The 18,088-nt window shown below is 68.6% G+C and carries 17 protein-coding genes; 13 read left to right on the top strand and 4 right to left on the bottom strand.

From position 1 onward, the window contains the following. Positions 1–2: 2 nt before the first annotated feature. The 3 genes from lepB to ASF58_RS19135 all read right to left on the bottom strand — a co-directional run bounded on the left by lepB (position 3) and on the right by ASF58_RS19135 (position 2,092). Positions 3–803 (bottom strand): signal peptidase I, encoded by an 801-nt coding sequence (gene lepB, locus ASF58_RS19145; RefSeq protein WP_055956165.1) that lies wholly within the window; start codon positions 801–803, stop codon positions 3–5. 117 nt (positions 804–920) lie between these two features. Then, positions 921–1,334, bottom strand: a complete 414-nt coding sequence (gene acpS / locus ASF58_RS19140) for a holo-ACP synthase (protein ID WP_055956162.1) — start codon at positions 1,332–1,334, stop codon at positions 921–923. Beyond that, positions 1,331–2,092 (bottom strand): pyridoxine 5'-phosphate synthase, encoded by a 762-nt coding sequence (locus ASF58_RS19135; RefSeq protein WP_055956158.1) that lies wholly within the window; start codon positions 2,090–2,092, stop codon positions 1,331–1,333. Before ASF58_RS19135 ends, acpS begins: the two co-directional genes overlap by 4 nt. Positions 2,093–2,213: 121 nt before the next feature. Here ASF58_RS19135 and ASF58_RS19130 point away from each other — a divergent pair, with 121 nt between their 5' ends. From ASF58_RS19130 to dxr, 9 genes are all read left to right on the top strand, one after another. Beyond that, entirely contained in the window at positions 2,214–2,588 is a 375-nt protein-coding gene (locus ASF58_RS19130) for a PH domain-containing protein (RefSeq protein WP_055956155.1), read from the top strand. Between the two features lie 167 nt (positions 2,589–2,755). Next, complete coding sequence (locus ASF58_RS19125) at positions 2,756–3,823, top strand: 30S ribosomal protein S2 (RefSeq protein WP_055956152.1); 1,068 nt, start codon at positions 2,756–2,758, stop codon at positions 3,821–3,823. Positions 3,824–4,008: 185 nt separating this feature from the next. After that, on the top strand, positions 4,009–4,929 hold the full coding sequence (gene tsf, locus ASF58_RS19120) for a translation elongation factor Ts (protein ID WP_055956149.1): 921 nt from the start codon (positions 4,009–4,011) through the stop codon (positions 4,927–4,929). Positions 4,930–5,101: 172 nt separating this feature from the next. Then, positions 5,102–5,824 (top strand): UMP kinase, encoded by a 723-nt coding sequence (gene pyrH, locus ASF58_RS19115; protein WP_055956146.1) that lies wholly within the window; start codon positions 5,102–5,104, stop codon positions 5,822–5,824. 165 nt (positions 5,825–5,989) lie between these two features. Then, the gene (locus ASF58_RS19110; RefSeq protein WP_055956143.1) at positions 5,990–6,466 is read left to right on the top strand and encodes a BLUF domain-containing protein; all 477 of its coding nucleotides are present in this window, start codon (positions 5,990–5,992) and stop codon (positions 6,464–6,466) included. 149 nt (positions 6,467–6,615) lie between these two features. Beyond that, positions 6,616–7,182 (top strand): ribosome recycling factor, encoded by a 567-nt coding sequence (gene frr / locus ASF58_RS19105; protein ID WP_055956140.1) that lies wholly within the window; start codon positions 6,616–6,618, stop codon positions 7,180–7,182. 171 nt (positions 7,183–7,353) lie between these two features. After that, positions 7,354–8,079: an isoprenyl transferase gene (locus ASF58_RS19100; protein ID WP_244477410.1), complete on the top strand. Its 726-nt coding sequence runs from the start codon at positions 7,354–7,356 to the stop codon at positions 8,077–8,079. A 2-nt stretch (positions 8,080–8,081) separates the two neighbouring features. Further along, positions 8,082–8,945: a phosphatidate cytidylyltransferase gene (locus tag ASF58_RS19095; protein WP_055956137.1), complete on the top strand. Its 864-nt coding sequence runs from the start codon at positions 8,082–8,084 to the stop codon at positions 8,943–8,945. A 12-nt stretch (positions 8,946–8,957) separates the two neighbouring features. Next, positions 8,958–10,121, top strand: a complete 1,164-nt coding sequence (gene dxr / locus ASF58_RS19090) for a 1-deoxy-D-xylulose-5-phosphate reductoisomerase (RefSeq protein WP_055956133.1) — start codon at positions 8,958–8,960, stop codon at positions 10,119–10,121. A gap of 8 nt (positions 10,122–10,129) precedes the next feature. Here the strand turns inward: dxr and ASF58_RS19085 are convergent, their stop codons facing one another. Further along, entirely contained in the window at positions 10,130–10,774 is a 645-nt protein-coding gene (locus tag ASF58_RS19085; protein ID WP_055956130.1) for a TetR/AcrR family transcriptional regulator, read from the bottom strand. A 201-nt stretch (positions 10,775–10,975) separates the two neighbouring features. On the opposite strand from ASF58_RS19085, the gene ASF58_RS19080 reads away from it, so the two are divergent. The 4 genes from ASF58_RS19080 to bamA all read left to right on the top strand — a co-directional run bounded on the left by ASF58_RS19080 (position 10,976) and on the right by bamA (position 18,044). Beyond that, positions 10,976–12,211 (top strand): HlyD family secretion protein, encoded by a 1,236-nt coding sequence (locus tag ASF58_RS19080; RefSeq protein ID WP_055956127.1) that lies wholly within the window; start codon positions 10,976–10,978, stop codon positions 12,209–12,211. 9 nt (positions 12,212–12,220) lie between these two features. Continuing rightward, entirely contained in the window at positions 12,221–13,801 is a 1,581-nt protein-coding gene (locus tag ASF58_RS19075) for a DHA2 family efflux MFS transporter permease subunit (RefSeq protein ID WP_055956124.1), read from the top strand. 185 nt (positions 13,802–13,986) lie between these two features. Then, the gene (gene rseP / locus ASF58_RS19070; protein ID WP_055956121.1) at positions 13,987–15,147 is read left to right on the top strand and encodes an RIP metalloprotease RseP; all 1,161 of its coding nucleotides are present in this window, start codon (positions 13,987–13,989) and stop codon (positions 15,145–15,147) included. Between the two features lie 335 nt (positions 15,148–15,482). Beyond that, positions 15,483–18,044, top strand: coding sequence for an outer membrane protein assembly factor BamA (bamA, locus tag ASF58_RS19065; protein WP_055956118.1), 2,562 nt, complete (start codon positions 15,483–15,485; stop codon positions 18,042–18,044). The last annotated feature ends 44 nt before the right edge of the window (positions 18,045–18,088 follow it).

Here is an 18,088-nt window from a genome sequence, read left to right as displayed (position 1 = left end):
TCCTAGTGGATGGTCGTGAATAGCCGGTTCCAGCGTACCTTCGCCGGCCAGTTCCAGATCTGCCATGCCGGCGTGCCTTCGTCGATGGAGAAGAAGATCATCTCCGCGCGGCCGACGAAGTTCTCGAACGGCACGAAGCCGACATTGGCGAGATCGCGCGAATCCGTCGAGTTGTCGCGGTTGTCGCCCATCATGAAGAAACGGCCCTGCGGCACGGTGTAGGGCTCGGTGTTGTCCCAGTAACCGTTGTCGCCGTCGCGCTCGATCACCCGGTGGGTGACGCCGTTGGGCAGGGTCTCGAGGTACTGCTCGGCCTTGGCCTGCTCGCCGTACGGCCCGGTGGTCTCGAAGGGCGCGATCTTCTCCCGCTTCACCGGCACGTCGTTGATGTAGAGCAGCCCGGCCTTCATCTGGATCTTGTCGCCGGGCAGGCCGATGACGCGCTTGATGTAGTCGGTGGAATTGTCCTTGGGCAGCTTGAACACGGCGATGTCGCCGCGCTTGGGCTCGGCGCCCCAGACCCGGCCGTCGGCCGTGAAGGGCAGGTACTCGCTCAGCGGCAGGGAGTACTTCGAGTAGCCGTAGGAATATTTCGAGACGAACAGGTAATCGCCGATCAGGAGCGTGGGAACGAGCGAGCCCGAGGGGATGTTGAACGGCTGGAACAGCAGCGTGCGCACCACCAGCGCGATCAGCAGCGCCTGGCCGCCGACCTTGAGCGTCTCCTTGATGCTCGCCCAGGTGCCGGTGTCAGCAGCCTTCAGGTCACGCTTCGTCTGCTGGTCCACGCGGGCACGTTCCATCTGGCTGCCATCTCCGGTCCGACGCTCGCACCCGTAATCCGGGCGGCTTCCGTCGTTGACGGTCGACCGGCGGCATAGACCATGCGGAAAGGCGCCGCAACGCAGGGGGGCTGTCGGCTAAGGCCCGGGCGTGCTGTCCGGCACCGCTTCGATGATCACGAAGGCCTGCGCCATGGGCGGGTCGTCCGTGAGGGTGATGTGCAGCTTCGGCACGTGGCCGGCCGGCACCATCGCGGCGAGGTGTTCCGCCGCCGCTCCGGTGAGGCGGAGGGTCGGGCGGCCGCCGGGCAGGTTCACCACCTCCATGTCGCGCCAGAAGACGCCCCGGGCGATGCCGGTGCCCAGGGCCTTGGCGCAGGCCTCCTTGGCGGCGAAGCGGCGGGCATAGGAGGGTGCCCGCGCCGCGCGGGCCTCGCACTTGGCGCGCTCGCCGTCGGTGAAGACCCGATGGGTGAAGCGCTCGCCGTAGCGCTCCAGCGATTTCGCGATCCGGCGGATGTCGCAGAGGTCAGAGCCGATGCCGAGAATCATGCCCGGGCCGCGTCCATGGCGGCGCGCATGTCGCGGATCGCCTGGGGCAGGCCGACGAAGATCGCCTCGCCGATCAGCGCGTGGCCGATGTTCAGCTCGGCGATCTCCGGCAGCGCCGCCACCGGACCGACGCTGTCGAGGGCGAGGCCGTGCCCGGCATGGACCTCGAGGCCGAGACCCGCCCCGTAGGCCGCGGCCCGGGTGATCCGGTCGAGCTCGTGGGCCGTCCGTCCCGCATCGCCCTCGGCCACCGCCTCGCAGTAGCTGCCGGTGTGAAGCTCGACCACCGGTGCCCCGAGGCGCCGGGCCGCGTCCATCACGGCCTCGTCCGGCTCGACGAAGAGCGAGACCCGGATGCCGGCCTCGGACAGGCGGGCGATGCGGGGCAAGAGCGAATCGTGCCCCCCGACGATGTCGAGGCCGCCCTCGGTGGTGCGCTCCTCGCGCTTCTCCGGCACCAGGCAGGCGGCGTGCGGCTTCAGCCGGATCGCCATCCCGATCATCGCGTCGGTGGCGGCCATCTCGAAATTGAGCGGCACCGTCAGGATGCGGGCCAGCGTCTCCATGTCGGCGTCGCGGATGTGCCGGCGATCCTCCCGCAGATGCGCCGTGATGCCGTCCGCCCCGGCCGCGACCGCCTCGCGGGCGGCGCGAATCGGGTCGGGCGCGGCGCCGCCGCGGGCGTTCCGCACGGTCGCGACGTGATCGATGTTGACGCCGAGCCGGAGGCGGCGCGATCGAGAGGCGGGGGAAGACATCGAGGCGGACTCCGGGCGCGGGCGTGAGGCGCGGGCGTCAGGCGCCGGCATGGCGCCCTGACGGAACGGCGGACGCGCCCCTACATAGGTGATGCGGGGCTTCAGGGGGATACGGCGCGCGATGGGTTTTCTCGATGGACTGCTCGGCCACGGCAGCGATCTCTCGCCGGCGGAGGTCAACGAGCAGATGGCCGGCATCCTCACCGAGGGCGAACCGGTCCAGGTCGCCTTCCGGATCCTGCGCGACCTCATCGTGTTCACGGACCGGCGCCTGATCCTGGTGGACAAGCAGGGGATCACCGGCCGGAAGGTCTCCTACCTGACCGTGCCCTACCGCGCGATCACGTCGTTCTCGGTGGAGACGGCGGGCAGCTTCGACCTCGATTCCGAGCTTGCGATCTGGGTTTCGGGCCGGGCCGAGCCGATCCGCAAGACCCTGAAGCGCGGCGCCAACATCCTGGCGATCCAGCAGGCGATCGCGGCCTCGATCCGCTGAAGGCGACAGCGCCGGCAAACCTTGCCTCGGCGGCCGGGCTCTGTTAAGGCCCCGCCCATTCCACACGCGGAGCCGGCCTCATGCCTGAATGAGGCGTTTCCGGTGGTCGTCGTCCCTCGGACGCGATCGCTTCCTCCGCGGCGGTACCAACCGGAGAGTACAAAGACATGGCCGTTGATTTCACCATGCGTCAGCTTCTCGAGGCCGGCGCCCACTTCGGACACCAGGCCCACCGCTGGAACCCGAAGATGCAGTCCTACATCTTCGGGACGCGCAACAACATCCACATCATCGACCTCGCCCAGACCGTGCCGGCGCTCCACCAGGCCCTGCAGGCGGTGAGCGACACCGTCGCCAAGGGCGGCCGCGTGCTGTTCGTCGGCACCAAGCGTCAGGCCGCCGACACCATCGCGGAAGCCGCCAAGCGCTCGGCCCAGTACTACGTCAACTCCCGCTGGCTCGGCGGCATGCTGACCAACTGGAAGACCATCTCGGGCTCGATCCAGCGCCTGCGCAAGGTCGACGAGACCCTCGACGGCGGGGCCCAGGGCCTCACCAAGAAGGAGCGCCTGATGCTGGGCCGCGAGAAGGACAAGCTCGAGAAGGCTCTCGGCGGCATCAAGGACATGGGCGGCGTGCCGGACCTGCTGTTCGTGATCGACACCAACAAGGAGCAACTGGCGATCAAGGAGGCCCAGCGCCTCGGGATCCCGGTGGCGGCCATCGTCGACACCAACTGCAACCCGGACGGCATCACCTACGTCGTCCCCGCCAACGATGACGCCGGCCGCGCCATCGCCCTGTACTGCGACCTGATCGCCCGCGCCGCCATCGACGGCATCTCGCGCGGCCAGGGCTCGATGGGCGTCGATCTCGGCGCCTCCGAGGAGCCGGTCGCCGAGGAGCTGCCGGCCAACGACGATGCGGCGACTTCCGTCGAGTCGGGCTCGGTCAACCAGGCCGACGTCGCCGCCCTCGTCGAGTCCACCGAGCACTTCGAGCTGCTCTCGGCTCCCCGCGGCGCACCCGACGACCTGTCGAAGCTCCACGGCGCCGGCCCGCAGATCGTGCAGAAGCTCAACGAAGCCGGCATCTATCACTACTGGCAGCTGGCCTCCATGAGCGCCGACGACATCGCCAAGGTCGATGCCGACCTGAAGCTGAACGGCCGCATCGGTCGCGACGGCTGGGTCGACCAGGCCCGCGGCTTCGTCGAGGCTGCCGCTGCCGCCTGATCCCGCTTCGGCGGCCCGTCATCGAGCCGCCATCGCCAGATCGGACACTGCTTCCTGAAGCCCGGTGCTTTTCATGAGCGCCGGGCTCAGTCGCTTCAAAAGACTTCGCTTCACTCGAAACGTCCGCTTCAGAAGACTTCCCTCGGGAAGGCTTCGCATCTGACAAGACACGGAAAGGACCCGCCATGGCCAACATCACCGCCGCACTGGTGAAAGAGCTCCGCGAAAAGACCGGCGCGGGCATGATGGACTGCAAGGGCGCGCTCAACGAGACCGATGGTGACATCGAAGCCGCCGTCGACTGGCTGCGCAAGAAGGGTCTTGCCAAGGCCGCCAAGAAGGCCGGCCGCGTGGCCGCCGAGGGTCTGGTCGCCGTCGAGTCCGCCGGCCATCACGCCGCGATCGTCGAGGTGAACTCCGAGACCGACTTCGTCGCCCGCAACGACAGCTTCCAGGCCTTCGTCCGCGAGGCCGCCAAGCTCGCGCTCAACACCGACGGCACGCTGGAAGGCCTCGAGGCCACCACGTTCCCCGGTGCCTCGACCACGGTCAAGGAAAGCCTCGCCAACCTCATCGCCACCATCGGCGAGAACATGACCCTGCGCCGCGTCGCCAAGCTCGACGTGACCAAGGGCGTGATCGCCTCCTACGTCCACGGCCAGGTGGTCGAGGGCCTCGGCAAGATCGGCGTGCTCGTGGCGCTGGAATCCGAGGGCGACGTCGAGGTGCTCTCCACCCTCGGCCGCCAGATCGCCATGCACGTCGCCGCCACCAACCCGGTGGCCCTCGACGCGGCCGGCGTCGACCAGGCGACCCTCGACCGCGAGATCAACATCCTGCGCGAGAAGAACGCCGGCAAGCCCGAGAACGTGCTCGCCAAGATCGTCGAGAGCGGCCTGAAGAGCTACTACAAGGAGGTCACCCTCCTGGAGCAGCCCTTCGTGCATGACGGCTCCAAGACCATCAGCCAGGTGCTGAAGGAGGCCGAGGGCAAGGCCGGTGCGCCGGTCAAGCTCAGCGCCTTCGTGCGCTACGCCCTCGGCGAGGGCATCGAGAAGGACGAGGCGCCGGACTTCGCGGCCGAAGTCGCGAGCCTTTCGCGCTGACACGTCACCGGCGCCGATCGTCGAATCGGCGTCGATCCCTACGAAAACACCGGGGGGCGGTGCCAGGGATGGCGCCGCCCCTCGACGTTCCGGCCTCCCTTGGGCTAGACACCCCTCCGCTTCCGATTGGCTCCCCGACCTGATCCAGGCCGGGTTAGAGGGGACTGGCTCGATGCCGGAGACCACACCGTTTCGCCGCGTCCTCGTGAAACTCTCCGGCGAGGCGCTGGCCGCTCCCGACGGGTACTGGCTGCATCCCCCGACCCTGGCGGGCATCGCCGACGACATCGCCCGCACCCGCGAGGCCGGGGTGCAGATCGCGCTGGTGGTCGGCGGCGGCAACATGATCCGCGGCGCCCGCATCTCGGCGGCCGGCTGGATCGACCGGGCCACCGGCGATTCCCTCGGGATGATGGCGACGGTCATGAACTCCCTGGCCCTGGAAACCGCCCTGAACGCCGCGGGCGTCCCGGCGCGCACGATGTCGGCGGTCTCGATGCCGACGATCTGCGAGACCTATGCGCGCCAGCCCGCGCTGCATCATCTCGACAAGGGCCAGGTGGTCGTCCTCGCCGGCGGCACCGGAAACCCGTTCTTCACGACGGACACCGCCGCCGTCCTGCGGGCGGCCGAGCTGCGCTGCGACGCCGTGCTGAAGGCCACGCAGGTGGACGGGGTCTACTCCGCCGATCCGAACCGCGACCCCACCGCCACGCGCTACGACCGGCTGACCCATGACGAGGCCATCTCACGCGATCTCAAGGTGATGGACACCGCCGCCTTCGCGCTCGCCCGCGAGAGCCGCCTGTCGATCGTCGTCGGGTCCGTTCACGCGCCGAGTTCGATCCTGGCGATCCTGACGGGTGGGGCGCCGGCGACCCAGGTCGTCCCTTAGGCACCGTCGCAGGCGCCGTCCCGGACGGCGCCTGCGCCAGCGGTCACAACGGCGGATGTCGCGCCTGGACGTCCGCCGATCGCTCTCAATGTTTGTTGAGAGTTTTCGGATCTGTTGCCGTAACGAGCCGCCAGCAACTGGGTCGGGCGGTCGTCGAGCGCGGCCATGTCCCTTTCGCAGATTGTTTTCTACAGTCACAACCTCCTGACGTTGCACGGCGGGACCATGCGCGAGCTGGTCCGGGACATCCTGGCTTCCTGCAATCGCTACGATCGGGCATCCGGATTCACGGGTGCGTTGGTCTTCAACGAAAAGTTTTTCCTGCAGGCCATGGAGGGGGACCCGGTCGCCCTGTCCGATCAGCTCTGGACTCTTGCGGCGGATAGCCGCCACAGCGGCATGGTGTTGGTCGCGGCGCGCGCGATCGAGCAGCGCGACTTTCGCGGCTGGACGGTGGGGTATGCCGGTCACACCGAACCCCTCGAGACGCTCTATCTGCGGTACGGCCCGAAGCCGCGGCTCGATCCGACGCAGATGACCGCCGCCGGCGCGGTCGCGCTCCTCCGGGCCTTCACCGAGGTCGAGGGAAACCACTGCGTGCAGCGCTCCGGGCCCGCCGCGGCGAGTGCCGCGAAGGCCTAGGCGCGCAGCGCGCGCGCCCGGCTCGGGGGTTTCCTGCCGAAACGACGCGAACGCCATTTGCGACCCACTGGATTTTGGTTCATTGAGGCCCACGAACGGGCCCCGGCGGCCCGACCCACTCCCTCAAGTTCGCGTCGGGATAGTCCAGCATGGCAGCCATTCCAGAATTCGACCTGAACGACATCAAGCGTCGCATGCAGGGCGCCGTGGCGTCGTTGAAGGGTGATCTCGGATCGCTCCGGACCGGCCGCGCGACCCCGAGCATCCTCGATCCGATCCAGGTCGACGCCTACGGAGCGATGATGCCCATGGCCCAGGTGGCGACGGTGAGCGTGCCCGAGCCCCGTCTGCTCAGCATCTCGGTCTGGGACCGCGGCATGATCGCCGCCGTCGAGAAGGCGATCCGCGAATCCGACCTCGGCATGAACCCGCAGACCGAGGGCCAGACCATCCGCCTGCGCGTGCCCGAGATGAACGAGCAGCGCCGCAAGGAGATGGTCAAGGTCGCCCACAAGTACACCGAGGAAGCGCGCGTCGCCGTCCGCCACGTCCGCCGTGACGGTCTGGACCATCTCAAGAAGCTGGAGAAGGACGGCGCGATCAGCGAAGATGACGAGAAGCGTCAGGCCGGCGATGTCCAGAAGGCCACCGACCAGTTCATTGCCGAGATCGACGGCGTGCTCGCCGCCAAGGAGAAGGAGATCATGCAGGTCTAGGATCCAGGATCGGGATCGGGACCACGTGTGATCGGCACGAGAGACGGTTGGGGGAGAAGCGCGTTGGGTCGCTCAGAAGGCGCGCGTCAGATCGAGACGGCGAGGGTGCACGGCACGGACGTCGCGCTGGGCGCGGCGGAGAACGCTGCGGCGGTCTATCCGGGCTCCCCCGTGCCCGCCCTGGCGGCGCCCCCGACGCACGTCGCCATCATCATGGATGGGAACGGCCGCTGGGCCTCCGATCGCGGGCTCCCGCGGGTCGAGGGGCATCGGCGTGGCGTCGAGGCGGTCCGGCGCGCCGTGCGCTCCGCCATCGAACTCGGTGTGCGCTACCTGACGATCTACAGCTTCTCGTCCGAGAACTGGCGTCGGCCGCCGGCCGAAGTCGCGGACCTCATGGGCCTGATGAAGCTCTTCGTCCGCCGCGACCTGGCGGATCTCCACGGCAACAACGTCCGCATCCGCATCATCGGTGAGCGCGAGGGACTGCCGGCGGATATCGCCGGATTGCTCGACGAGGCCGAGCAGCGGACCCGGGCCAATACCGGCCTGACCCTGATCGTGGCCTTCAACTACGGCGGCCGGCAGGAGATCCTGCGGGCGGTCCGCAGCCTCGCCCGGGACGTGGCGGCGGGACGGCTGTCGCCCGAAGCCATCGATCTCGACGTGCTCACGGGCGCCCTCGACACCACCGGCATCCCGGACCCGGATCTCGTGATCCGCACCTCCGGCGAGCAGCGCCTGTCGAACTTCCTCACCTGGCAGACCGCCTACGCGGAATACGTGATCGTGCCGGAGTTCTGGCCGGATTTCGACCACGCCGCCTTCCGCGCCGCCGTCGACGAGTACCACCGCCGCGATCGTCGCTTCGGCGGCCTCAGTGGCAAGGCCGGCTGACCATGGCACCCGGAGAGGCGGCACCCGCCTCGCAGCGCGGCCTCCTCGCCAGCCGTGAGTTCCAGACCCGCCTGGTCTCGGCCGTCCTGCTCGGCGCGGTCGTGCTGTCGGCCCTGGTCCTCGGCGGCTGGCCCTTCGCGGTGATCTGGCTCGCCGCCGGGATCGTCTTCGCCGCCGAGTGGATCGGCATGAGCGCGGTCGTCCCCCGGCGCCTCGTCCTGGCGCTCACGGCCGCCACCCTGTTCGGCCTCGTCCTCTGCCTGCACGGGGACGCGGCGCCCGGGATGACCCTCGGGGTCGGTGCCGTCGGGGCCGTGCTCGTGACGGCCGTGGCCCGTGGCGGGGCCGGGCGGGGGCGGGCTCTCGCGGGCCTCGCGAGCTCGGCGGTGATCGCCCTGGTCCCGACCGCCCTGCGCGACGATCCCGCCATCGGCATCCTGGGACCGGCCTGGATGTTCGCCGTGGTCTGGTCCACCGACATCATCGCCTACTTCACCGGCCGGACCTTCGGCGGTCCGAAGCTGATGCCGAAGGTCAGCCCGAAGAAGACCTGGTCCGGAGCGCTCGGCGGCCTCGCGGCCGGCACCCTGGCCGGCGTCGCCCTGGTGGTGGTCGCGCGTGACCATGGCTGGAGCGATCTCGCGACCACCTCGCTCGCCCTCGTCGCCCTCATCAGCGCCACCGCCTCCGTCCTGAGTCAGGCCGGGGATCTCGTCGAATCCGCCCTCAAGCGCCGCTACGGCGTGAAGGATTCGGGCCGCGCCATTCCCGGCCATGGCGGGGTCATGGATCGCCTCGACGGCTTCTTCGCCGTGGCCGTCCTGGCCGGCTTCTATCTCATCGCCCGCCGCTTCGTGGCGGCCTGAAGGACCCTTCCGTTGCTGACCGTCACCATTCTCGGCGCCACCGGCTCCATCGGCCAATCGACCATCGACCTGCTGCTGCAGCATCCCGATCGCTTCCGCATCGGCGGTCTGGTGGCGGGGCGCGATGTCGAGGCCATCACCCGGCTGGCCGGCAATCTGCAGCCCGATTTCGTGGCCCTGGCCGACGAATCCACCGGTCCGGCCCTGCGCGACGCCCTGGCCCATACCGGTATCCGGAACGGGGCCGGGGAGGGCGCCGTCCTCGAGGCGGTCGCCCGGGATGCCGACATCGTAGTGGCGGCGGTCAGCGGTGCCGCCGGCCTGCGCCCGACCCACGCGGCGCTGAAGCTCGGCCGTACCGTCGCGCTTGCCAACAAGGAGAGCCTGGTCTGCGCCGGCGACGCCTTCATGCGCGACGCCAAGCGCTACGGCGCCACCCTGCTGCCGGTCGATTCCGAGCACAACGCCCTCGCGCAGGCCCTCGGAGACGGCCGCCTCGACGACGTCGCGAAGATGACCATCACCGCCTCGGGCGGTCCGTTCCGCACCTGGACCCGCGAGCGCATCGCCGCCGCTTCGCCCGCGGAGGCCGCCGCCCACCCGACCTGGTCGATGGGCATGAAGATCAACATCGATTCGGCCTCCCTGATGAACAAGGGGCTGGAGCTGATCGAGGCGCATCACCTGTTCGCCCTCGAACCCGAGCGCCTCGACGTCATCGTCCATCCGCAATCGATCGTGCACGGCCTCGTCTACTGGCGTGACGGCGCGGTGACGGCGGGCCTCGCCATGCCGGACATGCGGGTGCCGATCGCGCATTGCCTGGGTCTCGGCGAGCGCCTGACGATCGCCCGCGGTCGCCACCTCGACCTCGCCGCTGCCGGCAGCCTGACCTTCGAGGCCGCCGACGAGGCGCGCTTCCCCTGCCTGCGCATCGCCCGGGCGGCGCTCGCCGCCGGAGGCGCCGCGCCCACGGTGATGAACGCGGCCAACGAGATCGCGGTCGCGGCCTTCATCAAGGGGGCGATCGGCTTCTACGGCATCGCCGACCTGGTCGAGCGCGCCTGCGCGCACTTCGCCGGCCCGTACCGGACCGCGCCCGCGGATGTCGACGAGGCCCTGGCCATCGATGCCGAGGTTCGTCGCTGGAGCAGCCAGGCCCTCACGGCGGCCTGACCCGGGGCTCAAGCTTCGGGGCTGTAGCCGGCCAGGAACACGCGCACGGCCTCGCTGACGTTGTGCTCGATCTCCGCCTGGGAGACGCCGTCGCCGGCGTTGAAGAGCAGGCGCGTCAGCAATCCGGCCTGGCAGATCTGCAGGAACTGGCGCGCGGCGAGATTCGTATCGGCCGGGCGCAGGCGCGACGCCGCCACCTGCGCGTCGAGATAGGCGGCCAGCCGCGTCGTGCCCTGCACCGGCCCGGCCTCGAAGAAGGCTTGGCCCAGGCGCGGGAACTTCTCGCAGGCGCCGATCACCATCCGAATCACCGTGACGTGCTCCGGCCGGATCATCTCGGCGAGGTAGCTCCGCCCGAGCCGGGTGAGGACACTGCGCACGTCGGGATCGTCGGCGTCGAGGCGGAACAGCACCTCGGCGAGACCCCGCTTCTCGGACAGCGCCAGATCCTCGAACAAGGCTTCCTTGCTGTCGAAGTAGACGTAGAGCGTCCCCTTCGAGACGCCTGCCGCCTTGGCGATCTCGCCCATGCTGGCGCCGTCGAAGCCGGAGGCCATGAAGACCGCGCGCGCGCCGTCGAGGATCTGGCGACGCTTGTCGGTCTCGCCCGATGTGCGTTCCCGCGCATCGAGCGCGGTATCTGCGGTCGCCATGGTGTGGATCCTCATTGACCGAACGGTTCGGTCATAATATCTGAATGCCCCAGGCCGCGCCAGCGTGCATGGCCCCGAAAATGACCGAACGGTTCGGTCAACTCCTTCGAAGAACCGGATCGATGCCATGAGATCGAAGTCCATGAGATCGAAGTCCATGAGATCGAAGTCCGTGAGAACGTCGTCCATGAGATCGAAGTCATGAGCTTGCGCGAGGACGACGGGTTTCGAGCCGAGCCGGTTCCGGTCGACGCTGTCGAGACACGGACGGTGGCGGCGCCTCCGGCGGCCGTCCCGGCCCAGGCGATGGCGCCGGCGGTCATCGTGCCGCCGCTGGGTGAGGCGCGCGTCAAACCCCGGCGGACGCGCAAGTTCGTCCTGGCGACGCTGCTCCTCGCCGCCCTCGGCGGCGGCGCCTACAAGGCGCATGCCTGGTGGACCGTCGGACGCTTCTTCGTCAGCACCGACGACGCCTATGTCCAGGCCGACATCTCGGTCCTGGCCGCCAAGATCCCCGGCTATCTCGCGGCGGTTCCGGTCGTGAATGGGCAGGCGATGCACAAGGGCGACGTGATCGCCCGGATCGACGACGGCGATTATCGCCTCGCCGCGCAGGCCGCCCACGACAAGCTGGAGACGCAGCAGGCGGCCATCGCCCGCATCGCCCGCCAGGTCGAGGCCGCGCAGGCGCAGATGCTGCAGGCCTCGGCCCAGATCGACGCCAACCGGGCCGATGCGGTCCGCGCCGCGGCCGATTATGCCCGCCAGCAGCAACTCGAGAAGGTCGATTTCGTCGCCAAGGCACGCATCGAGCAGGCGCGGGCAGACCGCGACCGGACGGAGGCCGCGGTGAAGGGGGCCGAGGCCTCCCTCGTGGCCATGCGGGCCAATGTCGAGGTGCTGCGGGCGCAGGGCAAGGAGGCGGAGGGCCTCGCCGCCGAACTGCGCACCGCCGAAGCCAGGGCCGCGCGCGACCTGGACTTCACCACGATCCGGGCGCCCTTCGACGGCGTGATCGGCAACAAGGCCGCGGAGGCCGGCGCCTATGTCTCCCCGGGTTCGCGCATCGCCGCCCTGGTCCCCCTGGAGAGCGTCCGCATCGACGCGAACTTCAAGGAGACCCAGGTCGAGCGCATGCATCCGGGCCAGCGCGTGCACATCGCGGTGGACGCCTACCCGGACCGCGACATCGTCGGCGAGGTCGAGTCGTTCTCCCCCGCGTCCGGCTCGGTCTTCAGCCTGCTGCCGCCCGACAATGCCACCGGCAACTTCACCAAGATCGTCCAGCGCCTGCCGGTGCGGGTCCACGTGCCGGCCGATGTCGCCCGCGAGGGCATCCTGCGGCCAGGCCTTTCGGTGACCGTCCGGGTGGACACGCGCGATAGCGCCGAGACCGCGGTCGGGGACGACCGGCTCCGCACGGCCTCCCGGCACTAGGCGCCGCCGATGGCCGCGACCGCCACCCTGGCATCGGCCCCACCGGCCGCCGAGCCGCCGCTGGACCGCCGCCGCATGGTGGCGTTCGTCTGCATGGTGTTCGGGATGTTCATGGCGATCCTGGACATCCAGATCGTCTCGGCCTCGCTGGCCGAGATCCAGGCCGGCCTGTCGGCCTCGGGCGACGAGATCCCCTGGGTGCAGACCAGCTACCTCATCGCCGAGGTGATCTCGATCCCGTTGTCCGGCTTCCTGTCGCGGGTCGTCTCCACGCGCTGGATGTTCGTGATCTCGGCCGGCGGCTTCACGCTGATGAGCCTGATGTGCGCCACCTCCACCTCGATCAACGAGATGATCCTCTGGCGGGCGGCGCAGGGCTTCATCGGCGGCGGCATGATCCCGACTGTCTTCGCCTCCGCCTTCACGATCTTCCCGCCCTCGAAGCGCTCCATCGTCTCGCCGATGATCGGCCTCGTGGCGACGCTCGCGCCCACCATCGGGCCCACCGTCGGCGGATACCTCACCGACCTTTTCGACCGGCACTGGCTGTTCCTCGTCAACGTCGTGCCGGGCATCTTCGTGACGGTGTCGACCTACCTGCTGGTCGATTTCGACGAGCCGAATCTGGCCCTGTTCAAGCGCTTCGACTGGTTCGGCCTCGTGTTCATGGCCCTGATGCTCGGCTGCCTCGAATACGTGCTGGAGGAAGGGCCGAACCACGATTGGCTCGCCGACGAGGCGGTCCTCGCCTGCGCGATCGTCTGCCTGACCGCCGGACCCGCCTTCTTCTGGCGGGCCTTCACGGCCGCCGAGCCCATCGTCGACCTGCGCGCCTTCTCCGACCGCAACTTCACGGCCGGCTGCATCTTCAGCTTCGTCCTCGGCATCGGCCTCTACGGCCTGACCTATCTCTACCCGGTCTATCTCGGGCGCGTGCGCGGCTACTCGGCACTCCAGATCGGCGAGACGATGTTCGTTTCCGGCCTCTGCATGTTCGCCACCGCGCCGATCGCCGGGCGCTTCTCGGGCAAGGTCGATCCGCGCCTGATGATGGGGCTCGGCTTCCTCGGGTTCGCCACCGGCACCTGGATGGTCACCGGCCTGACCAAGGACTGGGACTTCTGGGAACTCCTGGTGCCGCAGATCCTGCGTGGCTGTTCGCTGATGCTGTGCATGATCCCGATCAACAACATCGCCCTCGGCACCTTGCCGCCGGCGCGCATGAAGAACGCCTCCGGCCTCTACAACCTCACCCGCAACCTCGGCGGTGCCGTCGGGCTCGCGCTGATCAACACCGTCCTGAACGACCGCTGGGACCTGCACCTCGCCCGCCTGCACGAGCGCTTCACCTGGACCAACACCGCCGTCCTCGAGCGCCTGGAGATGACCCGCCGGCAGTTCGAGGTGCTCGGCGGCAACGCCGACGCGATGGCGCTGAAGGCCCTGATGAACACCGTGCGCCTCCAGGGCTTGGTGATGGGTTTCACCGACGTGTTCCTGGTCTTGACCTTCCTGTTCGTGGCCATGGCCTGCGCCGTGCCCTTCATCCGGCGGCCCCGGGCCGCGGCCGGCGCCGGTGGCGGTCACTGAGGACTTTGCTGGCTGCTTCGAAGCCGCCGTGGTTCTTTACCGTGACCTCGGGAATGCGGGGATAGTCCGGTCCGCTGACCCCCCTGCGACCGCAAAACCCGGTCGAAAGGTTTGCGTTCGCGTTCAACACATCCGATCTGCTACAGCGGAGCGACGGCCCCGGGGGAGGCCGAGAGGATCGACCAATGGACTTCCTGAACGCCATGGGCGGCACGGCGAGCGGATTCTTCGGCGCCGTGATCCCCTTCCTGATCGTGCTGAGCATCGTCGTGTTCGTGCACGAGATGGGGCACTTCCTGGTGGGGCGTTGGTGCGGGGTCGGCGTGCACGCCTTCTCCCTCGGTTTCGGACCGGAACTCTTCGGCTTCAACGACCGGCACGGAACGCGCTGGAAGCTCTCGGCGATCCCCCTCGGCGGCTACGTGAAGTTCCACGGCGACGCCAACGGCGCCAGCGTTCCGGACCCCGAGGCCGTCGCCCGGATGTCCCCGCAGGAGCGGGCCACGAGCTTCCCGACGCAGTCCCTCCCGAAGCGCGCCGCCATCGTGGCCGCCGGGCCGATCGCCAACTTCATCCTCGCCATCGCGCTGTTCTCCGGCGCCATCTACGTCGGCGGCCGTTACGAGACGCCGGCCCGCGTCGAGGCCGTGATGCCCGACAGCGCCGCGGCCCGCGCCGGCTTCGAGCCCGGCGACGTGATCCGCGCCATCGGCGGGTCGCGGGTCAACAGCTTTACCGACATGCAGCGGACGGTGTCGGGGGCGGCCGGCTCCAGCCTCACCTTCACGGTCGAGCGCGGCGGCGAGACCCGCGAGCTCGTGGCCGTGCCGGAGCGCAAGGAGGATGTGACCCCCTTCGGGCGGCACCGCTTCGGCCGTTTGGGAATCCAGGGTCCGAAGGCGAGCGAGGCCAAGCTCGTGCATTACGGCCCGCTCCAGTCCCTCGGCCTGGGGACTTACGAGACCTACTTCGTGGTCGACCGGACGATCGACTACATCGGCAAGCTGGCCACCGGCCGGGAATCCCCCGATCAGCTGTCTGGACCGATCGGCATCGCCCGCGTCTCCGGTGCCGTGGCCCAGAGCGGCGGCCTTGCCGGCCTGGTCGGGCTGATCGCGTTGCTTTCGGTCTCGATCGGCCTCCTCAACCTCTTCCCCGTGCCCCTGCTGGATGGGGGCCACCTGTTGTTCTACGCCTTCGAGGCCGTTCGCGGCCGGCCCCTGAGCGAGCGGGCACAGGAGATCGGCTTCCGCATCGGGCTCGCCCTGGTCTTGTTCCTCATGCTGTTCGCCGCCTGGAACGATATTCTCAATCTCGGCGCCTCCTGGGGCGCCCGCGGAACCTGACCGGGCGTGAGCGGGGCCGGTCGGCACGCACCGTCCGGTCCCGTTCCGAGACATGCAAACGCCTCGATCTTAACCACAATCCCCCTCGCGCGCGGAACCTCCGGGTTTCGCGCGCAACCGTTTGTTGACCCTGTTCGACGATCGGCCCGGGGCGTTAAGTGACCGGAAGGCCACGTCTCCCCAAAATCCCCAGTGAGCGGGACCCCCCGGCGTTTGCTTAACGCCGGAATCCCGATAGAAGCTGAGCTTGGGACCAGGTGTCAGGACGCCCGGAAAACGGGCGCCTGATTGCGGGTGCAAACTCGCGCTGAAGATATAAAGAGACGGGCGATTACATGATGTCGATGACGGGGAAGCGCCGGCGTAAGTCGGCGGAACAGACCATCGTCCTAGTCGCCGCGGCGGCCGCTGGCCTCGTTCTCGGTGGAGCCGCTCAGGCGCAGCAGATCGTCGTCCAGGGTAACAAGCGTGTCGATGCCGACACCATCCGGTCCTACGTGACCGGCACCGCCTCCGGATCGCCCGAGGAAGCCCGCCGCAACCTGCTGGCGAGCGGCATGTTCTCCGACGTCAAGGTCTCCCGCAGCGGTGCCAGCACCGTCGTCAGCGTCCGCGAGAACAACCTGATCAACCGGGTGGTGTTCGAGGGCAACAAGAAGATCGAGAAGGCCACCCTCGAGGGCGAGGTCGAGGCCAAGGCGCGCGGCGCCTTCAGCGAGGCCGTGGTTCAGGCCGACATCCAGCGCATCAAGGAAGTCTACCGCCGCGCCGGCCGCGGAACGGCCAAGGTCACCTTCCGGACGGTGGACCTGCCGAACGGCCGCCTGGACGTCATCTACGTGATCGAGGAAGGCGACAAGACCGGCATCAAGGCGATCAACTTCGTAGGCAACAATGCCTACTCGTCGTCCAAGCTGCGCGAGCTGATGTCCTCTTCGGAGATGAACTTCCTCAGCTTCATCAAGACTTCCGATGTCTACGATCCGGATCGCATCACCAACGACCTCGACATCGTCCGGCGCTACTACCTCAAGAACGGCTACGCCGACTTCCGCGTGATCAATGCGGATGCCCGCTACGTCGAGGGCGAGGGCGATGCCGGCTGGGTCGTCACCGTCACCGTCGAAGAGGGCGAGCAGTACCGCGTCGGCGCGGTCGCGATCGATTCCCGCCTGCCGGGCCTGGACACCCAGGTCCTCGACGGCGAGATCCGCGCGCAGGTCGGCGACGTCTACAATGCCGAGGACGTGGAGCGCACCCTCAACGGCGTCACCAACCAGGTCGGTCGCCAGGGCTACCCCTTCGCCCAGGTGCGTCCCACCGGCCAGCGCGACCGCGCCACCCACACCGTGGCCCTGGGCTTCGTGGTCGAGGACGGCCCGCGCGTCTACGTCGAGCGCATCAACATCCGCGGCAACACCCGCACCCGCGACTACGTCATCCGGCGCGAGCTCGATATCACCGAGGGCGACGCCTACAACCGGGTGCTGACCGACCGGGCCGAGCGGCGCCTGAACGGCCTCGGCTTCTTCAAGAAGGTGCGCTTCTCCAACGAGCCGGGCTCCTCGGCCGACCGCGTCATCATCAACATCGATGTCGAGGATCAGCCCACGGGTTCGTTCTCGGTGGCGGGCGGCTACTCCACCCAGGACGGCATCATCGGCGAAGTCTCGATCTCGGAGTCGAACTTCCTCGGTCGCGGCCAGTACGTCCGCGTGGCGGGCACCGGCGGCCAGTACTCCCGTGGCCTCGACTTCTCGTTCACCGAGCCGTACTTCCTCGGCTACCGTCTCGCCGCCGGCTTCGACGCCTTCTACAAGTACAGCGACCAGACCCGCTACTCGCGCTACGAGACCACGGTCTATGGCGGCCAGCTCCGCGTCGGCCTGCCGATCACCGAAGAGTTCGGCATCACGATGCGGTACTCGCTCTACAACACCGAGCTGAAGGTTCCGAACACGATCAAGCGTCCGTACAACGACTGTTCGAACCCGATCCCGGGTTACACTGTGTTGACGGGTGGAACGGTTGCGACCGGCGCGCCGGGTGAGCAGGCTGCCTATCCCGCCTGTGCCCTCGACGGCGAAGCCTCGATCGCGCTCAAGGGGTCGCAGGGCAACACGCTGACCTCGCTCGCCGGCCTGACGCTCGCCTACTCGACCCTCGACAACCTCGGCTCGCCCCGCAACGGCCTCTACGCCGAGCTGAAGCCTGACGTCGCCGGCCTCGGCGGCGACTCGAAGTTCTTCCGCGTGACCGGCGATGCCCGGTACTACAAGGAGCTCTACGAGGACGTGGTCGGCTTCGTCCGCTTCCAGGGCGGTCACATCACGGCCCTGAACGATCAGCCCCTGCGCATCACCGATCAGTTCTTCCTCGGCCCATCGCTGGTCCGCGGCTTCGCGCCCAACGGTATCGGTCCGCGCGACGTCGGCATCAGCGACAGCCGTTCGAACGCCATCGGCGGCTCGACCTACTTCGGCGGAACGGTCGAAGTTCAGTTCCCGCTCCCCGGCGTGCCGCGGGATCTGGGCCTGAAGGGCGCGGTGTTCGCCGATGCCGGTACGCTGTTCGGCTATAACGGCCGGACGCAGTTCAACGTGAACGGCGATGCCTTCATCAACGGTATCGCACCGGGCGGCGCCTGTAACTTCAACCAGAACACCATCGGCGTCGAACCCGAGTGCGTGAACGTGCGCGACAAGATGACGATCCGGTCCTCGGTCGGTGCGTCGATCCTCTGGAACTCGCCGCTGGGCCCGATCCGCTTCGACTACGCCTACGCCCTCTCAAAGGATGAAGGCGTGAAGGCCTACGATGCGACCGGCAACTACCTCGGCCGCGTCGGCAAGGATCAGCTGCAGGCCTTCCGGTTCTCCGGCGGCTCGCGGTTCTGACCCGGAGCGTTGCCTCCTTTCGGGGAGGTAGCGCGTTGTGACGG

This window comes from Methylobacterium sp. Leaf125 (assembly GCF_001423085.1).
GTDB lineage: Bacteria > Pseudomonadota > Alphaproteobacteria > Rhizobiales > Beijerinckiaceae > Methylobacterium.
The sequence above is the reverse complement of the archived record's forward strand: the minus strand, read 5'-3'. Positions and strand labels throughout refer to the sequence as shown.